Raw genomic sequence first — 15,914 nt, forward strand, 5'->3', positions numbered from 1 at the left:
CGATGCAGATGCAGACGCCGATGCCGATGCAGATGCAGACGCCGATGCAGACGCCGATGCAGATGCCGACGCCGACGCTGATGCCGATGCTGATGCGGACGCTGATGCCGACGCTGACGCCGATGCTGATGCCGACGCCGACGCGGACGCCGATGCAGACGCCGATGCGGATGCAGACGCTGATGCAGATGCCGACGCCGATGCCGATGCAGATGCAGACGCCGATGCTGATGCAGACGCTGATGCCGATGCTGATGCAGACGCCGACGCTGATGCAGACGCTGATGCCGATGCTGATGCTGACGCCGACGCTGATGCCGATGCTGATGCCGATGCTGATGCCGACGCCGATGCTGATGCTGATGCTGATGCGGACGCTGATGCCGATAGTGAAATATCTAATGATTCTGATGATCGTGAAGATAGCTTACCATTAACAGGTATTGCTGCTGCACCTGTCGGAATTGTAGCTACAATGCTATTAGTAGCAGGGTCAGTATTGACATTCTTCAGAAGAAAAAATAAAAATAAATAAATAAAATTAAAGGGGCTGGGACATAAGTCCAGTTCCTAAATCAAAAAGCGCACTTGCTTTTCTGGGGCGTCGCGTGAGCCTGTAGTCTCACGCAGACGCTACTCCCCAAGAAGTCAAGTGCGCTTTTTTTATATGAAAATATACGATATCGCTACAAAAAAATAAGACCCTCAGATACAATGTAGTTACGACACAAACAATGAAAAGAGGAATCTTATGTATAAACATTATAACATGAACCAGATTACACTACCACTGGAAACAGAAGTCCTCATTCCAGATAACGATATATCAAAGGCAGTACATACACTGGTCGAGAGTATGCCAGAAGCGATATTTGAAGGCTTCAGACAATCTCAAGGCGCATCATCTAATCACCCTAAAATGATGCTGAAAATCTTACTCTGTGCTTACAGCCAATCGACTTTTTCTGGTCGTAAAATCGAAGCCTTACTTCATGATAGTATTCGAATGCGATGGCTAGCTCAAGAGCAGACGCCATCGTACCGAACCATTAATCGATTTCGTGTGCACCCCAAGATGGCGGCACTGCTTCAATCTGCCTTCATTCAATTTAGAACCCAGCTGGAGTCCAATGGTTTGATTGACTCAGATGCGATATTTATAGATGGCACTAAAATTGAAGCGAGTGCCAACAAGTGTACTTTTGTCTTTAGAAAAAATATCGACCGGCATGAATCGGCTCTGCTGGAAAAATCCAAAGCAAAATATGAAGCACTCGTCGAATCCGAAGTGATTCCGGAAATGATTCGGGAATCAGATGAACCCTTGACGGCATCAGAATTAGCACACATTCACACGCAATTAGAGGATATTGACACTGAACTCACTGAACAGATTAACGGGACTGAAGATATGCCCACTCGAAAAGCCACTCGCTCGGTGCGCTAAGAGATTCGTCAATCTAAGAAAGCCATGAAAGATTACTTGGACCGACGCCTCCATTATCAAACCCAACGCGCACTGATGAGAGAACGGAATAGCTATTCTAAAACAGATCCGGATGCGACCTTCATGCGGATGAAGGATGATCACATGCAGAATGGTCAGCTGAAAGCCGGATATAATCTACAAATTGCCACGAACCATCATTATGTCTTAGGTTATGATGTCTTTTGGAATCCAACGGATACACGGACACTGGATCCGTTTCTCTATACAATGCAGCACACGTTCCAACACTTACCAGAATATATTGTCGCAGATGCTGGATATGGCAGTGAATCCAATTATGAGTGTGTCATCGATAAATATGAACCTGGCGTATTTTAAAGCTCAGGTGAAGCAGACGCTTTCAAGTCCAGACGGCCGTCATCGATATGCGCAACGCAAAATTGATGTCGAAACCACTTTTGGAAACTTGAAGGCGAATTTGGGTTTCACTCGGATGTCGGTTCGCGGGCATCAGTCGGTGCGAAACGAACTTGGCATTGCCTTAATGGCAGTGAACTTGAGAAAACTGGCCCGACACTCTGTCGGTATTTTGCTCAAATTAACAAAAACTGGGTTTGGAATCTTAAAATCAAGATTCCAAACCCAGTTCTATTATTTCTTTAGGGCTTTTGTCCCAGCCCCTTTTTTTAAATATGATATTTATAGAAATACGCTCCCTATAATTAAGCCAAGTGCAGTTGATGCTAATGAAAAAAACATACTTGATAAAGAGTATTTAAAAAACTCTTTAGTTTTCTTCTCCTTTAACAAATTAAATTGGTCTAAGGCAAACTGTGAATAGGTCGTAAATCCACCTAAAAAGCCTGTGGTGATAACGAAATAATACTGTGAGTTTGCAAGGAGTACCATAGCTGATACCCCCATAAGAAATGAGCCAATTAAATTCACGACCATCGTGCCATAAGGCACATCTATTTTCTTAAATATATCTAAATTAGAAATGTACACACGTAGTGCTGCGCCTAATCCTGCTGCGACCATCATAGTAATTAAATTAAGCATTTAATTTCTTACCTCCTAGCGTAAAGCCTAGGAAGACTGAAATTAAACCTAAGAAAAGATTAATTGCGAGATAGATGATAAACACCAGGATATCACCGTAGGATAATAGTAAATACATTTCATAAGATAAAAGAGAAAAAGTTGTAAAACTTCCTAAAAAGCCTTTGATCCAAAACCCATATTTTCCTGGTGCTAATTCTTTGGCGACTAAAAATCCAATGAGTAAAGCACCTGCAACATTTACAAGTAGTGTTCCTGTAAAAAATGGAACTGCTAGAGACATAGTCCCGAGTGAAATTAGAAAGCGTAGGAGTGCACCGAGCATAGCTCCTACGCCTATTAGTAAGTAATTATTCATAAAAATCCTAACTGTCTATTTATTTCTTTAATAATTTTAAGATTCCATAAAGCGCGGCTGCACCCGCAAGTACTGATGCACCAATTTTAACATTTTTATTAGTAGTCACTGATTTAACTACTAAATTTAAGTTTTGTGGTCTTTCTGCAAGACGTCTCATAAAGTAAGCATACCAATCAGTCCCAAATGGTACATAGACACACATATTATATCCGCGTTCAACTAATTCTTCTTGGTAATCTTTACGGAAACCATAAAGCATCTGGAATTCGTACTGATCAGTTGATATATTTTCGCTTTCAGCAAAACGAATCGTCTTTTCAATAATATTATGGTCATGAGTTGCAATAGAAGTAAAACCATTACCTTCTAATAGGTGACTCTTAATAATTTCAAAGAATGATTGATCAATATCAGCCTTGTTTTGGTAGGCTAAAGTACTTGGTTCTTTGTAAGCCCCTTTTACTAGTCTGACTTGTAAGTCTTTATACTTGCGAACATCTTTTTTAGCGTCATAGTAATACGCTTGAATGACTGTTCCTACATTATCAAACTCTTGAAGTAATCTGTCTAAAATAACAAGGGTTGGTGCTTTTGATACGAAATTTTCCATGTCTAAATTGACGAACATGTTTGTTTTCTTAGCAACTGTTAGTATTTCTTTTATGTTGTTATAGCAGAATTCTTCATCTATATGCAGGCCGATTTGACTTAATTTAACTGAAGGATAAGCAGTTAATCCTTCTTCCTGCACTCTTTCAATCATTTTAAGAATATTATTTTTTTCTTTTGTAGCTTCATTTTTGTCGGAAATGAATTCCCCTAAGTTATCAAATGTAACACTCATTCCTTGGTCATTGATGCTAGAGATACACTCTAAAGTGTCTTCAATTCCCGTACCACCAACAACTTTTTTAGCTCCAAAACGTAACCCCATCTGTTTTGATGCATCGTTGAGTGTCTTATTTTCTGATAAACCAATAAATACGTCTCTTACTACTCCCATTACTAATCCTCCTATGAATAAAGCGTTTTCTTTTTATTGCCTAGGACTATTATATATCCTTTTATCTTTAATGTGGTGTAAAATATTAAAATTTTTAATTTTTATAGTTCGCTATATGACCAACATAAGTATCATTAATGCGTTTCATTTCTTCGAGATCCTCTTCTGTGAGTTCACGTACAACTTTTGCCGGTCTACCAAAAGCCATCGTATTCGGAGGAATGACAGTTCCACCTGTTACCAGTGAACCCGCACCAATAAAGGCATTTTCTCCAATTACGGCTTCATCGAGTACAGTAGAATCCATTCCTATTAAAGCACCTTTTTTGATCGTACAACTATGAAGAGTGACCTTATGTCCGACTGTCACATTATCTTCAATAATTAAAGGAATATTTGGGGTTTCATGTAAGACAGATAAGTCTTGTATATTTGTTCTCTTACCAATTCTAACTGGAGCAATATCACCGCGCACAACAGCACCAAAAAGCACTGATGACTCGTCACCAATTTCGACATCACCAATTACTGTCGCGTTAGGTGCGATAAAGGCTTGATCACTAATTTTAGGATTGTGATTCTTATAATCTAATATCATTTTAAATTTCCTTTCTTTTCTAGAGTGTTATAATAAATTCATCATATCAAATTCTTTAAGTATTGTAAGGAGAAAGCTTATGTGGAAGTGGGAAACTGAAAATGAACCTAAGGGTGTTGTCGTCATTGTTCATGATCTTTTAGAACATCATGAGTATTATGATGAATTGATTGTTCAACTCCGTCGTGATGGCTATCATGTTGTTATTGGAGATTTACCAGGTCACGGTCAAACAACACGTGTAAATAAGGGGCATATTAGTAGTTTTGAGCAATATACTGAACGTTTAAGAGAATGGCATAAATTAGCAGAGAGCTACGAGCTACCTACTTTTGTGATGGGCCAAGGCTTAGGTGGGTTAATCGCCCTAGAGGCAGAGCGATTAGGAAAAATCCAACCTGATGGACTGATTGTTCTCAATCCTTTACTGTCATTTAAACAATCATTTATGAATAGAAAAAATACGATTTTAACAAGTGTGAGGATGACGAGTGATGAGTCACGTTTTAATCCTGGCATTAAACACTCATACTTTACAGCAGATAAACACTTCTTAAATCGCTATAAGACTGACGAATTACTTGTCGATAAAGTCTCATATCAATGGTATAAGACAGTGATCAATCAGATGAAGATCACTTCAGAGAATATGGAAGAAATTAATACAGTACCAATCTTATGTATTATGACAGATGATAATCAGATTATTAATCCATATCTATCTGCAAAATTCATTAAAAGAACGCTGTCATCTGACTTTCGTTTTATTATGCTTAATTCAAACGAACATAGCATATTCCAAAGGGAAGATATTGAATATCCTTATTATATAATGAATCAATTTATTCATTCACAGTTGTATTCCATCGGTGTCGTTGTTGATTAATCAGAGATTTTTTTCTATCAGTATTAAAAAAGGTGCATTATTTTTCTGATTAATATATTGATACTGTAAGACAGTTGCTCTATCTTGTGGCCACGTGGCGAGCTCACTTAGTAAAGCATCACGTTCTGTTTGTCCTGATGGATGACCATGATAGATCACTATAGCAATGCGGCCATGTGGAGCAAGTAGCTTAAAGATCTCTTCTAAAGCAAGTTTAGTTGTAGGAAAGTTCGTAGTGATTGCCTTATCTCCACCTGGTAGATAGCCTAGATTAAAAATAGCACCTTTAACAGGTGAAGTAACATATTGACTGACATGCTCATGGCCATCGTGAATATAAGTCACGTTATCGAGTGTGTACTTTTCTTGAGCATTTTCTAGAGCTTCCTTTTGGATGTCAAAGCTGTAGACATGTCCCTGATTGACGAGTTGACTCAAAAAAGCAGTATCATGTCCGTTGCCACAAGTCGCATCGATGACAGTATCTGTTGGCAGTGTAATATCTTCTAGGTAGGATTTAGCTGTAGTAATAATTTTTTGTAACATCTTTATCATCCTTTCAAGTAAACTTATTTTATCACATGAAACGAGTGTCAATTTATGATAGAAGTAAAAGACTTAAGTAAAAAATATGGAGAGAAACATGCCGTAAATTCAGTAGATTTCACTGTAAATGCTGGAGAAATGTTTGCCTATCTTGGGCCAAACGGTTCAGGTAAATCGACTACAATTAAAATGTTAACAGGACTTTTAGAACCAAGCTCAGGTCAGATAAAAATTTTTGATCAAACTTATAGTTTAGATGATATTGCGCTCAAAAAGCGTATGAGTTTTGTTGGCGATACCCCAGATGTTATGGGTAAGCTGACAGGTTCAGACTATTTAAATTTTATAGCTAGCATATATGAAATGGAAGAAAATCGGTATAAGGAAAAACGGCAAGAACTCACAGAGATGTTTAATCTAGAAGATGCTTTAAATCAATTAGTTGAGGAATACTCACACGGTATGAGACAAAAATTAGTACTAACCGCGGCTCTAATGCACGAACCAGAACTCTTATTTTTAGATGAGCCAACTGTTGGACTTGATCCTAAGAGTAACCGTCTCTTAAAGGATTATTTAAAAGCACATGTCAACAAAGGGAATACGGTGTTTTTAACCACACATACTTTGAGTTTAGCAGAAGAAATTGCAGATAGAATTTGCATTATTTATCAAGGAGAAATTAAAGCGCTTGGCACTTTAGAAGAATTGAGAAGCGGTAGTGCACATTCTTTAGAAGAGATATTCCTTGAACTGACTGATGGAGAAGACGTTTATGAACAAACAACTCTTGAAAATTGAATTTAAATCAACAGTCAATTACTTTAAATCACTAGAGACCGCCAAGATTATTGTCTATGTATTCTTGGCTTTTATTATTGCCATGTGGTTGTTACCAATATTATGGATGGTGTCTTCATCATTCTTTATTCAGGCAGATAACATATTAATCGCTAAAGCCTTGTTTATCATTACCATCGGCTTAATTATTGTTCATGCACTTTTCTTAGTAAATGGTCTGATAAAGGACTTGTTTATGGACAGTAGTATTAAGAGTATGTTGCTCTTACCGCTTAAACCAAGAAGTTTATTTTTCGTAAAAATATTTAAGCAGTATATTTTAAAAGTATTTCCTATTAGTGTCTTACTAAGCATTATTATTGGCTTCCCGTTATATATTTCTAGTGGTTCTGTCATTATTCTTATCACTAACGTCTTGTACTTTTTCACCTTAGGTATCATCAGCTTAAGTTTGTCATATTGCTTAGTATTTCTAGTCACAAAAATAACTTCAGCAAAAAAAGTAGGGGAGATACTGACTTTTTTAGGTGCGTTTTTAAGTATCACACCTTATTTATTTATTTTTATGGGTGGACAAAATCTCAGACCAATTATAGATGCATTACCTGACTTTAGTTTTCTTTATGAGAATGTCCTATACGGTGGCTTTAGTATAAAAATGCTGGCAGCTATAGTTGTATGTCTACTTATATTATACTTTTTAAGTCACATAGTGATTACTGCAGTAACAAATATTTTTACAAGTAGTCAGCTTGAATCCACAGTAGTTAAAAGCCGTGGCAAAGAAAAAGTACAAGTGTTTTCAAGAACTCGGTCATTAATACAAAAAGATTTACAATTAACAGTGAGAGATTTCAAAGAGTGGTCTATAGTTTTACCACATTATTTGTTTCCATTTCTGTTTTTATTCCTCATCTCTTCAAATCCAGCAATGTTTGGTGGAAGTAGCAATCCTGATCAAATGATTTTGGCCATTTCTTTGGCAGGATCGGTCATGATATCTTTATTTGTTTCAGCGATGAACACTGCAAGAGATGCTAGAGATTATCAGTTTTATAAAGTCTTACCAATTGATGGTAAAATAATTATAAGAGCAAAATACCTGTTTAATTCTTTAACTATCTTACCTGTCTATTTAGTGATTAATATACTGATGTACCTTTTTATTCAAGCATCTTTATCATCTTTAATATACGCTGTTATCATCTCAATTTTGGTTGTCTTAACAACTGTTCCTATTGGTATGTTTATCGGCACAATTAATCCAGTTGTGTCTAAAAAGAATCCAAGTAATCGACTTGATATTGCAGGAAACGTCATGATTACAATGACAGTGTTTATCATAATTTTTGCAGTAGGTAGGGTGTCATCTTTCTTCTTTATCGGTAATGATATTAATCACCAAGTCATTTTACTCACAATAGGTGTTTTATTTATAACAAGTGCAATATCTGCGTACATAATCTTAAATCGTATAGCAAAAAGATACGACCAAGGTTATCACATCACTTATAAGGACTGATATAATGACAAAAATATCGTATTATAAAGAATTTCCAGTCGGCTGGCTTGAAATACAAGCCAACGGCTCTGCCATTACAAATATCGATTACAGAGAAGAAGGTAAGAGCAATTCCGAAGAAAATGAAATAATTAAGCAGTGCATTGATGAGCTAGAAGAATACTTTCAGGGCAAGCGTCAAGTGTTTGATGTCCCAATAGACGTCAGAGAGCAAGGTACAGAATTTCAAAGAAAAGTTTGGCAAGAACTCACAAAAATTCCGTACGGTGAAACGATTAGCTATAAAACCTTAGCAGGTAGAATATCAGGTAGTAATTATTCAAGAGCAGTGGCTAATGCGAACGGCAAAAACCCAATTTCTATTATTATTCCGTGTCATCGAGTCATTGCAAGTGATGGTGGACTCGGTGGCTATACAGGTGGATTAAATCGTAAAAAAGTATTACTGAATATTGAAGCATCTTGCTAATATTCTGTTTTTCGACTATATTATTAATATTAGGAGTAGTAGCAAATATTTTTATCATAGAGAGCTGATGTGTGGTGGAAATCAGTTAAAATCATTTGTGAACTTACCTGTCGAGAACTGAATATTTATAAGAGTTGCACATTTTTTGTGAATGCGGGTGGTACCGCGGTCTATATAGATCGTCCCATATCTTTTTTAGATATGGGATTTTTTAAATCCAGGAGGAGAAAGAAATGACTTTTAAGCATAGAGACATCGAAAAAAAATGGCAAGAGTTTTGGGAAACGAACAAAACATTTAAAACAGAAGAAAAAGAAGGGAATAAGAAATTTTACGCCTTAGATATGTTCCCTTACCCATCAGGTGCAGGTTTACATGTTGGGCATCCTGAAGGGTATACAGCAACTGATATTGTTAGCCGTATGAAACGCATGCAAGGCTATGATGTATTACATCCAATGGGTTGGGATGCTTTTGGTTTACCTGCTGAACAGTATGCCATTGATACTGGTAATGATATTCATGCCTTTAATGAAAAGAATATTGATAATTTCCGTCGTCAAATTAAAGCACTTGGATTTTCTTACGATTGGGACCGTGAAATCAATACGACGGACCCAGACTATTATAAGTGGACACAATGGATTTTTATCCAACTATATAATAAAGGATTAGCTTATGTTGATGAAGTGCCAGTCAATTGGTGTGAAGCACTTGGAACAGTTTTAGCTAACGAAGAAGTCATCGATGGTAAGAGTGAAAGAGGCGGACATCCAGTTGTGAGAAAACCGATGAGACAGTGGGTACTCAGAATTACAGAATATGCTGACCGTCTACTAGAGGACTTAGATGATTTAGATTGGCCTGAGTCTCTAAAAGATATGCAACGTAACTGGATTGGTAAATCTGAAGGGGCAAATGTAACCTTTGAAATTGCGGATAGCGATTTATCTTTTGAAGCATTTACCACACGTCCAGACACTATTTATGGTGCAACTTATGCAGTACTGGCACCAGAAAATAAATTAGTGGATAAAATTACGACTGATGCACAACTTAAAGAAGTTAAAGACTATCAAGAACAAGCTCAACATAAATCAGAACTTGAAAGAACTGAACTCACTAAAGAAAAATCTGGTGTCTTCACAGGTGCCTATGCAATAAATCCTTTGAGTGGTAATAAGTTACCAATTTGGATTTCAGACTATGTTATTGCATCGTATGGAACAGGTGCGATTATGGCAGTTCCTGCACATGATCAGCGTGACTATGAATTCGCTAAAAAGTTTGATTTAGAAATTATTCCAGTCCTAGAAGGTGGCAATATTGAAACAGAAGCATTTACCGGTGAAGGTGTGCATATCAACTCAGGCCCACTGAATGGACTTAATTTAAAAGATGGTATTCAAAAAGCAATTGAATTGCTAGAAGAAAAAAATAGTGGTGAGGCTAAAATTACTTACCGTCTAAGAGACTGGTTATTTAGTCGTCAAAGATATTGGGGTGAGCCAATTCCAGTTATACATTGGGAAGACGGTACAATGACAACAGTACCTGAAGATGAGTTGCCTTTAGAATTACCAGTAATGACTCAAATTAAACCATCTGGTACAGGTGAATCTCCACTTGCTAATAATACCGAATGGGTCAATGTAGTTAGAGAAGACGGTGTTAAAGGACGTCGTGAAACAAATACAATGCCGCAGTGGGCTGGCTCAAGCTGGTATTTCCTACGCTATATTGATCCGCATAATCAAGAGATGATTGCTGATCCAGAAAAACTTAAACACTGGTTACCTGTTGACCTTTATATCGGTGGTGCAGAACATGCAGTACTTCACCTTCTTTATGCGAGATTCTGGCATAAAGTACTTTACGATATCGGAGTCGTACCGACAAAAGAACCATTCCAAAAACTATACAACCAAGGAATGATACTCGGCGAAGGTAATGAGAAAATGAGTAAGTCTAAAGGTAACGTCGTTAACCCAGATGATATTGTTTACTCTCATGGCGCTGATACTTTAAGACTATATGAAATGTTTATGGGACCGCTAGACGCATCAATTGCTTGGAGTGAAAATGGCTTAGACGGGGCAAGACGTTTCTTAGACCGCGCATGGCGTTTAATCATTAATGAAGAAGATGGTTCAATTTCAAGTAAAATTGTAGATAAAGAAACACCTGACTTAGATAAGGTATATCATGAAACTGTCAAAAAAGTGACTCATGATTTTGAATCCCTATTATTCAATACAGGTATCTCTCAGTTGATGGTCTTTGTTAATGAAGCATATAAACAAGAAGAAGTAAGCAAGTTTTATATTGAAGGCTTTGTTAAATTACTTTCACCAGTCGCACCACACCTTGCAGAAGAATTATGGCAAAGACTTGGTAATGAAGAAACAATTGCTTATACAGCATGGCCTGAATTTGATGACTCTAAACTAGTCGAAGATGAAGTTGAAATCGTTGTTCAGGTAAATGGAAAAGTGAAAACGAAGCTTAAAATTGCTAAAGATCTAGATAAAGACAGCATTGAAAAAGAAGCTTTAAATAATTCAACAATACAAGGACAAATCGAAGGGAAGACGGTTAGAAAAGTAATCGTTGTACCTGGTAAACTTGTTAATATTGTTGCTAACTAAAAGTATTAGGGATAATAATAAGTCTAGTCAAATCAACAAAAATACGACTTAGGAATCTTAAAATTAAAGATTCCTAAGTCGTTTTATTTATGTGAAGCGTGAAACCCTGCAGTATAGCCTGTCACCAAGGCACTGGTAATATTGTAGCCCCCGGTGTAACCGTGAATATCTAATACTTCACCAGCAAAGTGCAAGCCATCTATGATTTTACTCGACATAGTGGAGGGATGAATCTCTTTGAGATTAACGCCGCCTCCGGTGACGAAGGCTTTCTCTATAGACTGGGTACCATTGACAGTGAAAGTAAAGCGTTTAAAGAAATTGATTATTTTATCTTTGTCAGCATTAAGAATGTGATGTCCGCTTGTGGAGCCATCGATATTTAAATATTCAAGCATGAAGACAATCAGACGTTCTTGTTGAATTTGCTTTAAAATATTTTTAAGACTTTTATCTATATTTTCCTTTATTAAAGCATTGATTTTCTCTTGAAATTTACCATAAGGAATATCTGGATAAAAATCTAATTGCATTTTTATATCCTGACGCTTTTGGGCTTGTTGTTCTTTATAAACAAACTGACTGCAGCGGAGGGCAGCTGGACCTGATACACCGAAATGAGTGAAAATCATATCCATCTGATGTGTTACCCGAGCTTTACCATTTTTCTTCAAGACGGATAAGGCGACATCGTCTAAAGAGATACCTTTTAATTTTTCTTCTTTAAAGAATGCTTCAGATGAGGTAATTGGGACTTCTGTAGGGAATAGTTCAGTAACTGTATGTCCGAGCATCTTAGCAAATTTATGACCGTCTCCAGTTGATCCTGTTTGAGGAACGCTTTTGCCACCTGTGGTCACAATGACATTATTTGCTTTAAAAGTTTGACCATCACTACATTTTACTCCTTTTATTTTACTATCTTCAGACAGTATGGCAGCAACTTCAGTTGAGAAAAGGATTTCCACTTTATTTTCTTCGAGCTTATTTAAAAAAACATTGAGCACATCTCGGGCTTTGTTGGACACGGGGAACATTCGTCCATGATCTTCTTCTTTTAACTTCACACCATTAGATTCAACAAATTTTATGATGGATTCATTATCGAAAACTGAAAAAGGACCATATAAAAACTTACCGTTTCCAGGAATATGTTTAATAATTTCTTCGTAAGGGAGTCGGTTGGTCACATTACAACGACCACCACCGGATATGAGTAATTTCTTACCTAGCTTTTTATTTTTTTCAATCAACAACACTTTATTGTCATTTAAACTAGCGGCATAAGCAGCCATAATTCCACTTACACCGCCACCTATTACTATCGTATCGTACATATACTTTCTCCTTTTAGTTTTAAAGTCTCTGTTTATCCATTATAATAATTTGTATGTTTATTATAGATAAGAGGGTTAATTTATGTCGGATCAGAAAAAATTGTTTCGCGGCACATTTTTATTAACGGCCGCAACATTCACTACACAGTTATTAGGAATGCTTTATCTCATTCCATTTTACAGCATAATGGGCGGAGAAGAAAATCTAGCTCTCTACGGATATGCTTATACACCGTACACTATTATGTTGTCCATTGCAGCTGCAGGTGTACCAGGTGCGGTATCAAAGTTTGTGGCTAAGTACAATGCACTTGGTGCTTACGAGACAAGTCGTAAGCTCTATAAATCCAGTTTAATCGTGATGATGGTTACTGGTATTCTTGCCTTCTTGGCACTTTTCTTTTTAGCGCCTTATATAGCAGAAGCACAAAGTGCTGCTGGAGGTAGTGGAGATCATCGCTGGTCGAGTGATGATATCGCAAGTGTTATTAGAGTTGTAAGTTTTGCAGTCATTGTCGTACCATTTATGGCGACTTGGAGAGGGATATTCCAAGGGCATGAATCGTTTGGACCGACGAGTGCGTCTTCTGTCGTTGAACAGATTTTACGTATTGTTGTCTTACTATCTGGAGCTTACATTGTCATCAATGTTATGGGTGGTTCAATTAAAACTGCTAACCAAATTGCAGTATTCGCTGCTTTTATTGGTGCAATCGGTGCAACGATTACCTTAGCTATCTTCTGGAAAAAAAGAAGACCAATGATGCAAGAGCAAACTGCTACAGATAAGTCAGGTATATCTTTAAGTTATGTTGATATGTACAAGGAGATCATTCGTTACGGGCTACCGTTTATTATTGTCAGTGTCAGTATTCCAGTCCTATTATTTATAGACCAAATGACACATAATAATGCTCTGTCTCTAGCAGGTGTACCAGGATCACTTCAGGATTCTTGGTTCGGGATGTTAAACTTAACTACCCATAAACTGGTGATGATCCCAACAGCATTTGCATCAGCTTTTGCCATCACGATCCTGCCATTTATAACGAAAAACTATCAGCAAAAATTATTTGATAATGTTCACGAGCAAGTAAAATCAATGATACTGATGCTCTTGTTCTTCGTTGTACCTGCAGGTTTAGGAATGATGATTTTAGCAGCACCAATCTACACAGCATTTTATAGCTTCAATGAGATTGGGATTATGATTCTAACAATTTATGCGCCAGTCAGTATTGTCATATCTTTATTCTCTGTAACGTGTTCCATCGTGCAAGGTATCGATAAACAGCATCTAACATTTTATGTGGTCATTACTATGTTAATCGTTAAAGCAGCCATTAATATACCATTAATCATGCAGTTCTATACTGTCGGTGCAGTCTTAGGAACAGCGATTGCACTTGGAGTTGGCGTGATTATGAATTTAATTATCATTAAAAAATACGGCAAAATTCGCTTTTCAGCCTTTGTCGCTCCAATCTTTAAAATTATTGTTTTATCGTTTGCCATGTTACTTGCAGTAGAGATTGTATACTACTTCATGATAACTAGAATAGATGAATTCACATCATTTAATTCAATCATCACACTGCTTATCACAGTTCCAGTTGGTGTTTTAGTGTATCTCTTTAACGCCTTTAAAACTGGTCTAGCAGATGAAGTACTTGGGGAACGTGCAGCTAAAATAAGAGCTAAGTTGAGGTTTTTATAATGCGGTTAGATAAATACCTATCGAACGCTAAAATAGGTAGTCGTAAAGAAGTTGGAAAATGGATCAGGAAAGGTTTAGTGACAGTCAATGGTGGAGTAGAAAAAAATCCAAAAACGGATGTCAGTTACCATGATGAAATCTACTTTAAAGATGACTTGGTTAAGCTTGAGGAGTTTATCTATATCATGATGAATAAGCCAAAAGGTGTCATATCATCTACAGAAGATGGGCCGAGTCAGACTGTGATAGATTTGATTGATCATCCACAAAAAGATGAGCTGTTCCCAGTTGGCAGATTAGATAAGGATACGACTGGTTTGATGTTTATTACTAATGATGGAAAGCTTGCTCATAGGATTTTGTCACCCAAAAATGAACATTTTAAAACTTATCATGTCACGCTAAGAGACCAAGTCTCATTAAGTGACATTAAAAGATTAGAAGAAGGTATCGAACTCTCTGATTTTACAACAAAACGAGCAGTGGCAGAGAAAGTTAATGATCATGTAGTCCTTCTCTCAATCAGTGAAGGTAAATTTCATCAAGTAAAAAGAATGTTTGGCGCTCTAGATAATGAAGTGATTGAATTAAAGAGGATAAGCATGAGTAGTCTAGAACTTGATGAGAGCTTGTCACTAGGTGAATATCGTTTCTTAACTGAAGAAGAAATGAAAAATTTAAGTAATTAGGTTTAGTATGAACTGTGTCGGGTATATTTTATATTAAGCGTTAATAATAACAATAACTAATATGAGGTGTATCAGATGGGTAGATTATTTAATTTTGTATTTAAAGTCGGTGCAGTACTTGGTATTGCATATGCAGCTAAAAAATTAGCTGATAATAAAGATGTTGTGAAAGCTGAATATGATAAGGCGAAAGAAGATCCTAAAGCTTATGCACAAAACGTACAAGAAAAAGCTGTAGCTAAAGCACAAGATGTGCAAGACAAAGCTAAAGTAGAGTACAACAAAGCAAAAGAGGATCCTAAAGCATACGCACAAAATGTTCAGGAAAAAGCATCTAATAAAGCTCAAGAAGTACAGACAAAAGCAAATGAAAAAGTAGATGAAGCAAAAGTTGCTGCAAAAGATGTACAAAACAAGGCTAAAGAAGAATATTCTAAAGCCAAAGAAGATCCTGAAGCTTATAAGGAAAACTTAAAAGCTAAAGGTAAAGAAAAAGCTGAAGAAGTAAAAAAAGAAGCTAAAGAAGTAAAAAAAGACGTTGAGGCTAAAACACAAGACGAAGTTGATGCAAAACCGGATAAGGAAACACCTGATAATCTAGCTGAAAGAGAAGCAACACTTGCAGATGAGGGTGGTTTGACTGAAGACGAAATACAAAACTTCGAAAAAGAGCACAACGTAGATGTTACTAATGACGAGGGCGATTTAAACGAAAATCATAATGTCCACGTTGTTACTGACAAAAAGAAAAATAAATAATCTCTTTTATTTTAACTGGAATCATTGATTCCAGTTTTTTTATTTGTGAGTATAGTTATATAATAA

General features: G+C 36.8%; 16 protein-coding genes and 1 pseudogene. 11 read left to right on the plus strand and 6 right to left on the minus strand.

Annotation, left to right across the window (positions count from 1 at the left end; all coding sequences use genetic code 11):
• The 3 genes and pseudogenes from JEOSCH030_RS04830 to JEOSCH030_RS04835 form a co-directional block, all read left to right on the plus strand.
• A partial coding sequence (locus JEOSCH030_RS04830; protein ID WP_235962222.1) for a hypothetical protein occupies positions 1-437 on the plus strand: 437 nt, incomplete at its 5' end.
• A 26-nt stretch (positions 438-463) separates the two neighbouring features.
• Complete coding sequence (locus tag JEOSCH030_RS10940) at positions 464-535, plus strand: hypothetical protein (protein WP_407929467.1); 72 nt, start codon at positions 464-466, stop codon at positions 533-535.
• Between the two features lie 216 nt (positions 536-751).
• A pseudogene (locus JEOSCH030_RS04835) lies at positions 752-2,090 on the plus strand (transposase); the annotation flags it as partial.
• Positions 2,091-2,149: 59 nt separating this feature from the next.
• Here the strand turns inward: JEOSCH030_RS04835 and crcB are convergent.
• The 4 genes from crcB to JEOSCH030_RS04855 all read right to left on the minus strand — a co-directional run bounded on the left by crcB (position 2,150) and on the right by JEOSCH030_RS04855 (position 4,474).
• Positions 2,150-2,512 (minus strand): fluoride efflux transporter CrcB, encoded by a 363-nt coding sequence (gene crcB / locus JEOSCH030_RS04840; RefSeq protein WP_185125501.1) that lies wholly within the window; start codon positions 2,510-2,512, stop codon positions 2,150-2,152.
• A complete protein-coding gene (locus JEOSCH030_RS04845; protein ID WP_185125502.1) occupies positions 2,505-2,870 on the minus strand; it encodes a fluoride efflux transporter FluC in 366 nt (121 codons plus the stop codon). The genes crcB and JEOSCH030_RS04845 overlap by 8 nt, the downstream gene beginning before the upstream one ends.
• Before the next feature lie 19 nt (positions 2,871-2,889).
• Positions 2,890-3,876 (minus strand): proline dehydrogenase family protein, encoded by a 987-nt coding sequence (locus JEOSCH030_RS04850; RefSeq protein ID WP_185125503.1) that lies wholly within the window; start codon positions 3,874-3,876, stop codon positions 2,890-2,892.
• Positions 3,877-3,970: 94 nt separating this feature from the next.
• Complete coding sequence (locus JEOSCH030_RS04855; RefSeq protein WP_185125504.1) at positions 3,971-4,474, minus strand: gamma carbonic anhydrase; 504 nt, start codon at positions 4,472-4,474, stop codon at positions 3,971-3,973.
• Positions 4,475-4,553: 79 nt separating this feature from the next.
• Between JEOSCH030_RS04855 and JEOSCH030_RS04860 the strand changes: the two genes are divergently transcribed.
• A complete protein-coding gene (locus JEOSCH030_RS04860) occupies positions 4,554-5,360 on the plus strand; it encodes an alpha/beta fold hydrolase (protein WP_185125505.1) in 807 nt (268 codons plus the stop codon).
• Here JEOSCH030_RS04860 and JEOSCH030_RS04865 read toward each other — a convergent pair whose 3' ends face one another.
• Positions 5,361-5,915, minus strand: a complete 555-nt coding sequence (locus tag JEOSCH030_RS04865) for a tRNA (mnm(5)s(2)U34)-methyltransferase (protein WP_185125506.1) — start codon at positions 5,913-5,915, stop codon at positions 5,361-5,363.
• Positions 5,916-5,960: 45 nt separating this feature from the next.
• On the opposite strand from JEOSCH030_RS04865, the gene JEOSCH030_RS04870 reads away from it, so the two are divergent.
• The 4 genes from JEOSCH030_RS04870 (at position 5,961) to leuS (ending at position 11,346) form a co-directional block, all read left to right on the plus strand.
• Positions 5,961-6,707: an ABC transporter ATP-binding protein gene (locus JEOSCH030_RS04870; protein WP_185125507.1), complete on the plus strand. Its 747-nt coding sequence runs from the start codon at positions 5,961-5,963 to the stop codon at positions 6,705-6,707.
• Positions 6,682-8,229 carry a hypothetical protein gene (locus tag JEOSCH030_RS04875; RefSeq protein WP_185125508.1) on the plus strand — a complete coding sequence of 516 codons (1,548 nt, stop codon included), beginning with the start codon at positions 6,682-6,684 and terminating at the stop codon, positions 8,227-8,229. Before JEOSCH030_RS04870 ends, JEOSCH030_RS04875 begins: the two co-directional genes overlap by 26 nt.
• Before the next feature lie 4 nt (positions 8,230-8,233).
• Positions 8,234-8,698 carry a methylated-DNA--[protein]-cysteine S-methyltransferase gene (locus JEOSCH030_RS04880; RefSeq protein ID WP_185125509.1) on the plus strand — a complete coding sequence of 155 codons (465 nt, stop codon included), beginning with the start codon at positions 8,234-8,236 and terminating at the stop codon, positions 8,696-8,698.
• A 233-nt stretch (positions 8,699-8,931) separates the two neighbouring features.
• Complete coding sequence (gene leuS, locus JEOSCH030_RS04885; RefSeq protein WP_185125510.1) at positions 8,932-11,346, plus strand: leucine--tRNA ligase; 2,415 nt, start codon at positions 8,932-8,934, stop codon at positions 11,344-11,346.
• 83 nt (positions 11,347-11,429) lie between these two features.
• Here the strand turns inward: leuS and JEOSCH030_RS04890 are convergent, their stop codons facing one another.
• Complete coding sequence (locus JEOSCH030_RS04890; protein ID WP_185125511.1) at positions 11,430-12,683, minus strand: BaiN/RdsA family NAD(P)/FAD-dependent oxidoreductase; 1,254 nt, start codon at positions 12,681-12,683, stop codon at positions 11,430-11,432.
• 82 nt (positions 12,684-12,765) lie between these two features.
• Here JEOSCH030_RS04890 and JEOSCH030_RS04895 point away from each other — a divergent pair, with 82 nt between their 5' ends.
• The 3 genes from JEOSCH030_RS04895 (at position 12,766) to JEOSCH030_RS04905 (ending at position 15,848) form a co-directional block, all read left to right on the plus strand.
• On the plus strand, positions 12,766-14,400 hold the full coding sequence (locus JEOSCH030_RS04895) for a putative polysaccharide biosynthesis protein (RefSeq protein ID WP_185125512.1): 1,635 nt from the start codon (positions 12,766-12,768) through the stop codon (positions 14,398-14,400).
• The gene (locus tag JEOSCH030_RS04900; protein WP_185125513.1) at positions 14,400-15,089 is read left to right on the plus strand and encodes a pseudouridine synthase; all 690 of its coding nucleotides are present in this window, start codon (positions 14,400-14,402) and stop codon (positions 15,087-15,089) included. The genes JEOSCH030_RS04895 and JEOSCH030_RS04900 overlap by 1 nt, the downstream gene beginning before the upstream one ends.
• A gap of 75 nt (positions 15,090-15,164) precedes the next feature.
• The gene (locus tag JEOSCH030_RS04905; RefSeq protein ID WP_185125514.1) at positions 15,165-15,848 is read left to right on the plus strand and encodes a hypothetical protein; all 684 of its coding nucleotides are present in this window, start codon (positions 15,165-15,167) and stop codon (positions 15,846-15,848) included.
• Positions 15,849-15,914 lie beyond the last annotated feature (66 nt).

Origin of the sequence: Jeotgalicoccus meleagridis, from assembly GCF_903994045.1 — a bacterium.
GTDB classification, from domain to species: Bacteria; Bacillota; Bacilli; order Staphylococcales; family Salinicoccaceae; genus Jeotgalicoccus; species Jeotgalicoccus meleagridis.

Bases quoted from the DNA above. Each gene is read 5' to 3' on its own strand.
- JEOSCH030_RS04845 (WP_185125502.1), bottom strand. From the start codon at position 2,870: ATGAATAATTACTTACTAATAGGCGTAGGAGCTATGCTCGGTGCACTC.
- JEOSCH030_RS04875 (WP_185125508.1), top strand. From the start codon at position 6,682: ATGAACAAACAACTCTTGAAAATTGAATTTAAATCAACAGTCAATTAC.
- JEOSCH030_RS04890 (WP_185125511.1), bottom strand. From the start codon at position 12,683: ATGTACGATACGATAGTAATAGGTGGCGGTGTAAGTGGAATTATGGCT.
- leuS (WP_185125510.1), top strand. From the start codon at position 8,932: ATGACTTTTAAGCATAGAGACATCGAAAAAAAATGGCAAGAGTTTTGG.
- JEOSCH030_RS04855 (WP_185125504.1), bottom strand. From the start codon at position 4,474: ATGATATTAGATTATAAGAATCACAATCCTAAAATTAGTGATCAAGCC.
- JEOSCH030_RS04865 (WP_185125506.1), bottom strand. From the start codon at position 5,915: ATGATAAAGATGTTACAAAAAATTATTACTACAGCTAAATCCTACCTA.
- JEOSCH030_RS04895 (WP_185125512.1), top strand. From the start codon at position 12,766: ATGTCGGATCAGAAAAAATTGTTTCGCGGCACATTTTTATTAACGGCC.
- JEOSCH030_RS04870 (WP_185125507.1), top strand. From the start codon at position 5,961: ATGATAGAAGTAAAAGACTTAAGTAAAAAATATGGAGAGAAACATGCC.
- JEOSCH030_RS04850 (WP_185125503.1), bottom strand. From the start codon at position 3,876: ATGGGAGTAGTAAGAGACGTATTTATTGGTTTATCAGAAAATAAGACA.
- JEOSCH030_RS04860 (WP_185125505.1), top strand. From the start codon at position 4,554: ATGTGGAAGTGGGAAACTGAAAATGAACCTAAGGGTGTTGTCGTCATT.
- JEOSCH030_RS04900 (WP_185125513.1), top strand. From the start codon at position 14,400: ATGCGGTTAGATAAATACCTATCGAACGCTAAAATAGGTAGTCGTAAA.
- JEOSCH030_RS04905 (WP_185125514.1), top strand. From the start codon at position 15,165: ATGGGTAGATTATTTAATTTTGTATTTAAAGTCGGTGCAGTACTTGGT.
- crcB (WP_185125501.1), bottom strand. From the start codon at position 2,512: ATGCTTAATTTAATTACTATGATGGTCGCAGCAGGATTAGGCGCAGCA.
- JEOSCH030_RS04880 (WP_185125509.1), top strand. From the start codon at position 8,234: ATGACAAAAATATCGTATTATAAAGAATTTCCAGTCGGCTGGCTTGAA.